The 8,979-nt window shown below is 72.6% G+C and carries 8 protein-coding genes; 5 read left to right on the top strand and 3 right to left on the bottom strand.

Annotated elements, in window-relative coordinates; all coding sequences use genetic code 11:
* From GXW76_RS17430 to GXW76_RS17420, 3 genes are all read left to right on the top strand, one after another.
* On the top strand, positions 1 to 937 hold a 937-nt coding region (locus GXW76_RS17430), incomplete at its 5' end, for an efflux RND transporter periplasmic adaptor subunit (RefSeq protein WP_211863370.1).
* The gene (gene devC, locus GXW76_RS17425; protein ID WP_211863369.1) at positions 934 to 2,220 is read left to right on the top strand and encodes an ABC transporter permease DevC; all 1,287 of its coding nucleotides are present in this window, start codon (positions 934 to 936) and stop codon (positions 2,218 to 2,220) included. The genes GXW76_RS17430 and devC, both read left to right, overlap by 4 nt.
* Positions 2,220 to 2,903, top strand: coding sequence for an ATP-binding cassette domain-containing protein (locus GXW76_RS17420; protein ID WP_211863368.1), 684 nt, complete (start codon positions 2,220 to 2,222; stop codon positions 2,901 to 2,903). The genes devC and GXW76_RS17420 overlap by 1 nt, the downstream gene beginning before the upstream one ends.
* A gap of 241 nt (positions 2,904 to 3,144) precedes the next feature.
* On the opposite strand, the gene GXW76_RS17415 is transcribed toward GXW76_RS17420, so the two are convergent.
* Positions 3,145 to 3,897, bottom strand: coding sequence for an SDR family NAD(P)-dependent oxidoreductase (locus GXW76_RS17415; RefSeq protein WP_211863367.1), 753 nt, complete (start codon positions 3,895 to 3,897; stop codon positions 3,145 to 3,147).
* Between the two features lie 113 nt (positions 3,898 to 4,010).
* Here GXW76_RS17415 and GXW76_RS17410 point away from each other — a divergent pair, with 113 nt between their 5' ends.
* On the top strand, positions 4,011 to 5,048 hold the full coding sequence (locus GXW76_RS17410; RefSeq protein WP_211863366.1) for an amino acid ABC transporter substrate-binding protein: 1,038 nt from the start codon (positions 4,011 to 4,013) through the stop codon (positions 5,046 to 5,048).
* A gap of 37 nt (positions 5,049 to 5,085) precedes the next feature.
* Here the strand turns inward: GXW76_RS17410 and GXW76_RS17405 are convergent, their stop codons facing one another.
* Together GXW76_RS17405 and GXW76_RS17400 are read right to left on the bottom strand one after the other, a co-directional pair.
* Positions 5,086 to 5,838 carry a TlyA family RNA methyltransferase gene (locus GXW76_RS17405; protein ID WP_211863365.1) on the bottom strand — a complete coding sequence of 251 codons (753 nt, stop codon included), beginning with the start codon at positions 5,836 to 5,838 and terminating at the stop codon, positions 5,086 to 5,088.
* Positions 5,839 to 5,947: 109 nt separating this feature from the next.
* Positions 5,948 to 6,964, bottom strand: a complete 1,017-nt coding sequence (locus tag GXW76_RS17400) for a helix-turn-helix domain-containing protein (RefSeq protein WP_211863364.1) — start codon at positions 6,962 to 6,964, stop codon at positions 5,948 to 5,950.
* A 297-nt stretch (positions 6,965 to 7,261) separates the two neighbouring features.
* On the opposite strand from GXW76_RS17400, the gene GXW76_RS17395 reads away from it, so the two are divergent.
* Positions 7,262 to 8,842 carry a hypothetical protein gene (locus GXW76_RS17395; RefSeq protein ID WP_211863363.1) on the top strand — a complete coding sequence of 527 codons (1,581 nt, stop codon included), beginning with the start codon at positions 7,262 to 7,264 and terminating at the stop codon, positions 8,840 to 8,842.
* Positions 8,843 to 8,979: the final 137 nt, after the last annotated feature.

Raw genomic sequence — 8,979 nt, 5'->3', positions numbered from 1 at the left:
GGTTACCGCGGCGCCGGCCGGGCCGGTCGGTGTCGGCGCGCTCGGTCGCGTGGAGCCGGCCTCCCGCATCCGCCGCCTCAACCAGCCGGGCGGCATGGCGGTGACGCGGCTGGATCGCCTGCTGGTGGCCGAGGGCGACCGGGTCGAAGCCGGTGCGCTGCTCGCCGAATTCGCCGACGCCGCGCAGAAGGATGCCGCCGTGGCGCAGGCCGAGGCGGCGGTCGCCGAATACCGCGCGAGCCTCGCGCGCATCCGCGCCGCCGGACGCCCTTCCGAGATCGAGGCCCAGCGCGCGCGCATCGCCGCCCTGGTGGCGCAGGAGGATCTCGCGGCACGGGAAGCCGAGCGCGCGGAACGCCTGGTGCCGACAGGTGCCGGCGCGGCAGCCCAGGCCGACCGCAACCGCACCGTCGCGGTGCGCCTCACCGCCGAGCGGCGGCAGGCGGAGGCCGACCTCGAAGGCCTGCTCTCCTCCCGCCCCGAGGACATCGCGCTGGCCGAGGCGCGCCTCGCCGCCGCCGGGGCCGCGCTCGCCAAGGCGCGCGCCGATGCCGAACTCTCCCGCGTGCGCGCGCCCTTCGCCGGCACCATCCTGCGAATCATCGCGCGGCCGGGCGACCAGGTCGGCAGCGACGGGCTGCTCGAGATCGGCGACCTGTCGCGGATGGACATCGTCGCCGATGTCTACGAGACCGACCTGCCGCGCCTGCGCCCTGGCGCGCAGGCCGAGATCGTGGTGCCGGGCGAGCCCCGCCGCTTCGCCGCGACGGTGCGGGAGATCGGCTGGACCGTCCGCCGCCAGACCCAGGCCAATACCGACCCGGTCGCCGCCGTGGACAGCCGCACGGTCGAGGTGCGGCTCGCCCTCGACGAGGCGGGCAGCGAAGCGCTGCGCCGACGCTCCAACATGCAGGTGCAGGTGGCGATCCGGCCATGAACGTCATCGCCAGGCCCGGCCTGCTGCCCTGGGCACCCGAGAAGACCGGGGAAGGCTCGCCCGCCGCCGGCCCCGCGCCCGCGCTGCCCGTGCCGCCCGTGCCGCGCGGCCCGGGGGCGATCGCGACCTTCCTGCTGCCCGCGCGCCTCGCGTGGCGGCAGTTGCGCGCCGAGCGCGCCAGGCTGCTCTCGGCCATCATGGGCGTGATGTTCGCCGCCGTGCTGGTCTTCATGCAGCTCGGCTTCCGCTCCGCGCTGTTCGACAGCGCGACGCGGCTGCTCGCCGCGATGGAGGCCGAGCTCTTCCTGATGAACCCGCTGACCACCGTGTCCTTCCGGCCGGAAGCCCTGCCGCGCATCCGCGCGCACCAGGCGCTGGCCTTGCCGGAGGTCGCGCAGGCGGTGCCCGTCTATCTGACCCAGGCCACCTGGCGGAACCCGGAGGACGGGTCCCGCCGCATGATCCAGATGATCGGCTTCGACGTCGAGGCGGGCGCGATGCATTTCGAAGGGCTCGACGCCATCGCCCCCGCCCTGCGTCGCATCGATGCGGTCGGCTTCGATACGCGGTCACGCCCCGAGTTCGGCGACGTCGCGCGCCTGTTCGCCGAGCGCGGCCCCTTCGAGGTCCAGGTCGGCAACCGCATGGTGGAACTGGCCGGCCTCGTCTCCATCGGCCCGTCCTTCGGCGCCGACGGCAACCTGGTGATGAGCGAGGTGAACTTCCGCCGCATGGTGCGCGAGCGCCAGCCGAGCAACACCGACCTCGTCGCCATCCGCCTGCGACCCGGCGCCGACATCGCCGCCGCGCAGCGGCGCCTGCGGGAAATCCTGCCGCCCGATGTCGTGGTGCTGACGCACGCGGAACTCGTCGCGCATGAACGCCGCTACTGGGAAACCGCGACGCCGATCGGCTTCATCTTCGGCTTCGGCAGCATCATGGGCCTGATCGTCGGGATGGTGATCGTCTACCAGATCCTGTTCTCCGACATCGCCAACCACCTGCGCGAATACGCGACGCTGAAGGCGATCGGCTATTCCGACGGCTACCTCGCGCGCGTGGTGATGGCGGCGGCGCTGATCCTGGCGGTGCTCGGCTTCCTGCCGGGGGCGGCGCTGTGCACCTGGCTCTATGACGTGGTCGCGGGGGCGACCTTCCTGCCCCTGGCGATGACGGTCGAGCGCACCGCGACCGTCTTCGCGCTGATCTTCGGCATGTGCGCGGCGGCGGGGCTTCTCGCCATGCGGAAGCTGCGGGACGCGAGCCCCGCGGACATGTTCTGATGGATCCCATCCGCATCGCCGGCCTCACCTTCGCGTATGGCGAGGGCGAGCTCCGCCGCCCGGTGCTGCGCGACATCGCGCTGCAGGTCCATGCCGGTGAGGTGGTGTTGCTCACCGGCCCTTCCGGCTCGGGCAAGACCACGCTGCTGACGCTGATCGGCGCGCTGCGCGCGATGCAGGAAGGCTCGTGCCAGGTGCTCGGGCGGGAACTGATGGGGGCGAACGAGCGCGAGCGGGTACGCCTGCGCCGGTCCATCGGCTTCATCTTCCAGAACCACAACCTGCTCGGCTTCCTCACCGCGCGGCAGAACGTCGCCATGGCGCTGGAGATCGACGCCGCGATCTCCGAACGCGAACGGCTCGAGCGTGCGGGCGCCATGCTCGCCGCGGTCGGATTGTCGGGGCAGGAGGACAAGCTGCCGGCGAAACTCTCGGGTGGGCAGCGGCAGCGCGTGGCCATCGCGCGCGCCCTCGTCGCCGGGCCGGGGCTGGTGCTGGCGGACGAACCGACGGCGGCACTGGACAAGGTCTCGGGCGGCGAGGTCGCGCACCTGCTGCGCGACATGGCGAAGTCCCGCGGCACGCCGATCCTGATGGTGACGCACGACCCGCGCATCCTGGACATCGCGGACCGCGTGGTGGCGATGGAGGACGGGCGGATCGTGGAGGCGGCGGCGGCCTGACACGGCGCGCACGGAGAGGGGCGCCGCCCCTCTCCGGACCTCTCCCCGCCAAAGGCCGAAGGGCCTTTGGGAACCATGAGATTCAATCGGGGATTGCGGGGGGGGGGCATCGCCGGTGCCGCCAACGCCGCCGGCGTGCCATGCCCCCCCGCAATCCCCGATCGTAACCTGGTGTCCAGAGGCCTTTCGGCCTTTGGCGGGTGGGGTTCGGGGAGGGCAGAGCCCTCCCCGCGCGACACCCTCACGACCCGCCCGCGTCCACCACGAAGTGCTGTGCCGTCACCATCGCGCTGTCGTCGGCAGCGAGCCACAGCACCATGCGCGCGATGTCGTCCGCCTGCAGCCGCCCCTTCAGGCATTGCTTTTCCTGGCTGCGGGCTTCCGCTTCCGGCGTGACCCAAAGGGCGACCTGGCGTTCGGTATAGACCCAGCCCGGCACCACCTCGTTCACGCGGATGCGGTCGGGGCCGAGGTCGCGTGCCAGGCCGCGCGTCAGTCCCCGCACCGCGGCCTTGGCGGTGGTGTAGGCGGGCATGCCGCCCTGCGCCTTCATCCAGGAGACGGAGCCGAGGTTGACGATCGACCCGCCGCCGGCGCGCCGCATCATCGGCACGACGGCCTGCGCGCAGAAGAACTGGTGGCGCAGATTGGTCGCCATGCGTTCGTCCCAGTAGTCGGGCTCGACACTGTCCAGCGCGTGGCGGTCGTCGCGCGCGGCATTGTTCACCAGCACGGTAATGTCGCCCAGCCGCGAGCCGGCCTCGGCGACGGCAGCACGCAAGGCGGCGATGTCACGGAGGTCGCAGGGCAGGAACGCCGCGCCGGTTGCCGCAGCCGTGCGCATGCCGGCCTCCGCGTCGAAATCGAGGAAGGCGACACGCGCGCCCTGCTCCGCGAAGCGCGCGACGATGGCGGCGCCGATGCCGCTCGCGCCGCCGGTCACCAGCACGGCGCGCCCCGTCAGGCTCGGGTAGTGCGCGAAACGATCACTCATGCCGCAACTCCTTCCGTAGAATCCGCGCGCATGAACACTTCGTAACATTGACACCGCGCCTGTCGTGCGGCGACGATCACGGCGGGAGACATACAACAGGAGAGGTTTTCACCATGATCAAGCGAGGCCTCGTGGCCGCGTTCGCGGCGCTGTGCGCGACAGTTGCCGGCACCGCCAGCGCGCAGACGAACATCCCGAGCCCGACGCTCGATGCCGTCCGCGCGCGCGGCAGCCTGAACTGCGGCATCAACACCGGCGTCGCCGGCTTCGCGCTGCCGGACAGCCGCGGGGTGTGGCAGGGCCTCGACATCGATCTCTGCCGCGGCCTGGCGGCGGCGATCTTCAACGACCCGGCCAAGGTGCGCTTCATCCCGCTCTCCTCCTCGACGCGCTTCACCGCGCTCGGCGCGGGGGAGGTGGATGTGCTGTTCCGCACCTCGACGCAGACCATGCTGCGCGACACGACGCTCGGCCTGCGTCACGTCGCCGCCTATTTCTACGACGGCCACGGCTTCATGGTGCGCGCCAATTCGGGCGTGCAGCGCGTGCGCGACATGGGCGGCGCGACCATCTGCCTGATCCAGGGCACGACCAACGAGCAGGTGACGGCGGACTACTTCCGCTCCATCAACGTGCAGTTCCAGCCCGTGGTCTTCGAGCGCACCGACCAGGCCGCCGCGGCACTCGCCGCCGGCCGCTGCGACAGCTTCGGCACCGACGCCTCGCAGCTCGCCGGCGTGCGCTCGTCGATGCCCAACCCGCGGGACTGGACCATCCTGCCGGAGCGTTTCTCGAAGGAGCCCTACGCCGCCTATGTCCGCCGCGGCGACGACAACTGGTTCGACATCGTCCGCTGGTACACCTACGCCATCATCGAGGCGGAGGAACAGGGCGTCACCCGCGCCAATGCGGAGGAAACGCGCCGCACCGCCGTGAACCCGAACACGCGGCGCCTGCTCGGCGTGACGCCGGAACTCGGCCAGTCGCTGAAGCTCGATGCGGCCTGGGCCTACAACGCCATCCGGGCGATCGGGAACTACGGCGAACTCTACGAACGCACCATGGGCGAGGACACGCCGGTCGCCCTGCCGCGCGGGCCCAACAACCTGCACACCAATGGCGGGCTGCTCTACGCCCTGCCGATGCGCTGACGGCGGATGCGGGGGAGGGTGGCCTCCCCCGCGCCCTTCAGCCCTCGCGCACCGCGGCGATCAGGAATTCGCGGTTCCCTTCGGGGCCGGTGATCGGGCTCGGCTCGATGCCCAGCACGCGCCAGCCGGGCAGTGCTTCCCACCAGGCGCGGATGGTCGCGCAGACTTCCTCATGCACCGCCGGGTCGCGCACCACGCCGCCCTTGCCGACCTTCTCCGGCCCGGCCTCGAACTGCGGCTTGATCAGCGCCACCGCCCAGGCGCCGGGCGCGGCCAGTGCGAGGGGCGCCGGCAGCACCGTGCGCAGCCCGATGAAGGAAGCATCGCAGACGACGCAACCCGGTGCCTCGGGCACCTGCTCCGGCGCCAGGTGGCGGGCATTGGTGCGTTCCAGCACCACCACGCGCGGGTCGTTGCGCAGCTTCCAGTCGAGCTGCCCGTGCCCGACATCCACCGCATAGACGCGCGCCGCGCCGTTCTGCAGCAGCACATCGGTGAAGCCGCCGGTGGAGGCGCCGATGTCGAGCCCGGTCCGCCCCGCGGGCGACAGACCGAAATGCGCCAGCGCATGCGCGAGCTTGATGCCCCCGCGGCTCACCCACGGATGCTCCTGACCACGGACCTCGAGAGGGATGCCTTCGGCCAGCAGGTCCCCGGCCTTGTCGATGCGCCTCTCGCCCGAGAATACCTTCCCCGCGAGGATCAGGGCCTGCGCCTTGGCGCGGCTCTCGACCAGGCCGCGCTCGACCAGGGCGAGGTCGGCGCGCTGACGGGCAGGGCGGGGCGTCACGGCTGAAGGTCCGGGCAAGGCTGGCACATGACGGCAGGATGCGCGCGGCCACAGGGGGGCGTCCAGGCACGAGCCCGAGTCCGGCGCCGCCCGGGCCGCGCTCCGGCCGTCAGATCCCGTGCAGGCAGGAACGCAGCGTGCGCGTCTCGGCTTCCATCACCGGGCCGAAGACGGCGGCCGGCGCTGCGCCGGCCCTGGACGCAATCCGCATGTCCGACGGCGAGATCCCGAATTCCCGCCGGAAGGATCGGCTGAAGGTCGAAGGATCGTAGAAGCCGCAGGATTCCGCGATGACCGCGACGGAGCGCGTGTCGCCGACGTCCGACAGCGCCGTGTAGCTCGCCTGCAGGCGGAGCCGCTGGATGTAACGCGCGACGCCGCCCTCGCCTTCGAGCAGCCGGTAGAGCTGGCTGCGCGACATGCCGACCTCGCGACACAGCGCGGCGGCGTTCAGCGTCGCGCTGGACAGCCGCCGGCGGATGGCCTGCCGGACCTGCTCGAGCTGCGTCGCGCCCATCTGCGCGGCAGCGAGTTCCGAGCCCGCGACCGCCGGGGAGATGCAGGCGCCGACCATGGCGCGGATCGCCTCCGCGAGGCGCGGCAGGTCCTCGGGTGGGAGTTCCGGCAGGGAATGCTCGAGCAGGTGGAGGTATCCGGCCAGCAGCCGGCCGGCGGCGCCGTTCAGCGGCACGCCGCGCGCGCGGTCCAGGATCGGCGCCAGGCAGGCGAAGTGGTCTCGCGGCAGGTAGAGTTGCAGGCGCTCATCCGCCTCCCGCTCGCTCTCCATCACTTCACCCAGGGACACGACGAAGGGCGTGCGCGCGGGGATGGTCACCGCGCCGCCGGCCCGGGTGAGCCTGGTGTCCCGGCCGCCAACGACGACGTTCCAGTGGTCCACCGGCTCGCGCCGGATGTTGTGCGCGCCCCTCAGCGCATGCAGGCGCGGCGCCCTGACGCGACCGATGGCGGCCTGCCCAAGGGACCAGACCGTGATCTCCCCCTCGAAGCCCGCGGAGAGGCCATCCGTGGGAGGGGCGACGTCGAAGACCGGATCGAACCAGCCGCACCATGCCTCGAACTGTCGGCAGGGCGGCGTGGCGAGCGTGGAAAAGTGACTGCTGGTCATCGGCGCGCGGCGGAACGGCCTTTCAGCCTGGAACAGGCTGTCCCCTTAGCCGAGGCCGCAGTACTCCGCCATCGGAAAGAGCGTGGCGTGCGCCGCCCGCGGCTGAAGCGATTTCCGGATCGGCGGAAACGGTCCCATGGGCCCGATCGCTACTGTCGGTTCCCGGCAGCAGAGTGAACCGGAGGCTCGTGGTGCGCGCCATCGCCGTCGGGAAGACCGCCAGCGGCGGGGTTCGCAGCAGCGGCGCCGCAGGACACCTGCTTCCGCCCGCGCCGGCGCCATGGCAGGTTGCCGCGCATGGCAGGCAGCGATCACCCGTCCGGCGCCGAGCAGCGCCTCCTGCCCGCAGCGCTCGCGTTGGCGATCGCAGCGATGCTCGTGCCGCCCCTGGCGGTGCCGTTGCCGCCGCTGCTCGACTATCCGAACCATCTCGCGCGTCTCTCGCTGATCGCGGGCCAGGCGGCGCGGCCCCCGCTCGATGCCGTCTATGTCGTGGACTGGTCGCGCGCGGCGACGAATATCGGCATCGACCTCCTCGCCCTCGCCTTCGGCCCGGCCTTCGGTGCCGAGGCGGTCGGGCGGATCGGCATCCTTTTCGCGCTGCTGCTGCCGGTGCTGGGTGCGCTGGCGCTCGGGCGCGTGGTGGCCGGGCGCTGGCATGTGGCGATGTTGGCGACGCCTCTCTTCGCCTGGACCCTGCCCCTCGCCGCCGGCTTCCTGAACCACCAGATCGCGGTCGGCCTGGCGCTGCTCGCCGCCGCCGGGCATGCGGCGTTGCGACACCACGGCCCGGCGCCTGCGCTCCTGCTCGGCGCGGCGAGCCTGGCGATCGCGGTGGTCCATCTCTTCGGCGCCGCCTTTCTCATCGCACTGGCGGGGGCGACCGCGCTGGGCCCGGTATGGCCGGGGTGGCGCGAATGGGGGGCGGCGACACGGCGCGTCGTGGCGGCGGCCGGCCCGGCGGTGATCGGGCTCGGCATTTTCCTGCTGCTCGCCCCGACCCTGCCGGGGGATGCCGCGCAAGGTGCCGCCTCGCGCTGGCACTGGACCTACCAGCCGGCGTTGAAGGCGGCCGGGCTGCTCGCGCCCTTCGTGACCTACGACCTCGCCGCCGGCATGGCGCTGGCGCTGCTGACGCTGGCGCTGTGCCTCATCGGACTGCGTGGTGGCTGGATCCGCTTCCATGCCGGGCTCGGCGCGCTGGCCGCGGCGCTTTTCCTCGGTGGCCTGGTGCTGCCCTCGACCATCGGCGACACCGAGCAGATCGAGATCCGCCTGGCCTGTGCGGGCATGCTCGCCGCGCTCGTCGGGCTGCGGCCGGGCGCCACCCTGCCGGCACGGGCGGAGCGCCTGGTCGTGTTCGGGCTGCTGGCGTTCGCGATCGGGCGCAGCGCCTGGACGCTGCACGACTGGCGCGCCGGCGCGCGCGACATCGCGGCGGTGGAGCGCGCCCTGGCCGCGCTGCCGCGAGGCGCCACCCTGCTGCCGGTCGAAGGGCACGGCCCGGGTCAGGGGCAGGCATCGACGGGTCCGCGTTTGGCGGGGCTCTGGCCGCTGCACGTGCACTACGGGCTGCGCGCCGTGGTGCTGCGCGACGCCTTCGTCCCGGGCATCTTCGCCTTCGCGGGCAAGCAGCCGCTGCGGCTGCGCGAGCCCTGGCGCGCGCTGACCCTGCCCGCCGCCGGCCCGCCGCCTTTGGCCGCCCTCTCGGCGGCGCCCGCCTTGCCCCTGCTGCAGGGCTGGCGGCACAGATTCGGCCATGTGCTGGTGCTCGACGCGCCCGGGATGACGGAGGCGGCACTGCCCGCCGGCCTCGAACTCGTCGCGGTCGAAGGCTTCGCCCGCCTCTATCGGGTCGTGCCGCAGCCGGGGCGGTGACGCCTCGGACAGTCACGCGTGGCCGGCGCGGATCCCGCTGAGATGGAAGCGCCCGATCGGGTGGCGATGCTCGCGAGAGCGGCCTGGTCCGATCGCCCGCGAGCGGGTTCGAACGGCGCCGGTTCCGGTGTCCTGTC

This window comes from Neoroseomonas soli, from assembly GCF_018129065.1.
GTDB classification, from domain to species: domain Bacteria; phylum Pseudomonadota; class Alphaproteobacteria; order Acetobacterales; family Acetobacteraceae; genus Neoroseomonas; species Neoroseomonas soli.
The sequence above is the reverse complement of the archived record's forward strand: the minus strand, read 5'-3'. Positions and strand labels throughout refer to the sequence as shown.

Bases quoted from the DNA above. Each gene is read 5' to 3' on its own strand.
- GXW76_RS17400 (WP_211863364.1), bottom strand. From the start codon at position 6,964: ATGACCAGCAGTCACTTTTCCACGCTCGCCACGCCGCCCTGCCGACAG.
- devC (WP_211863369.1), top strand. From the start codon at position 934: ATGAACGTCATCGCCAGGCCCGGCCTGCTGCCCTGGGCACCCGAGAAG.
- GXW76_RS17415 (WP_211863367.1), bottom strand. From the start codon at position 3,897: ATGAGTGATCGTTTCGCGCACTACCCGAGCCTGACGGGGCGCGCCGTG.
- GXW76_RS17395 (WP_211863363.1), top strand. From the start codon at position 7,262: ATGGCAGGCAGCGATCACCCGTCCGGCGCCGAGCAGCGCCTCCTGCCC.
- GXW76_RS17410 (WP_211863366.1), top strand. From the start codon at position 4,011: ATGATCAAGCGAGGCCTCGTGGCCGCGTTCGCGGCGCTGTGCGCGACA.
- GXW76_RS17420 (WP_211863368.1), top strand. From the start codon at position 2,220: ATGGATCCCATCCGCATCGCCGGCCTCACCTTCGCGTATGGCGAGGGC.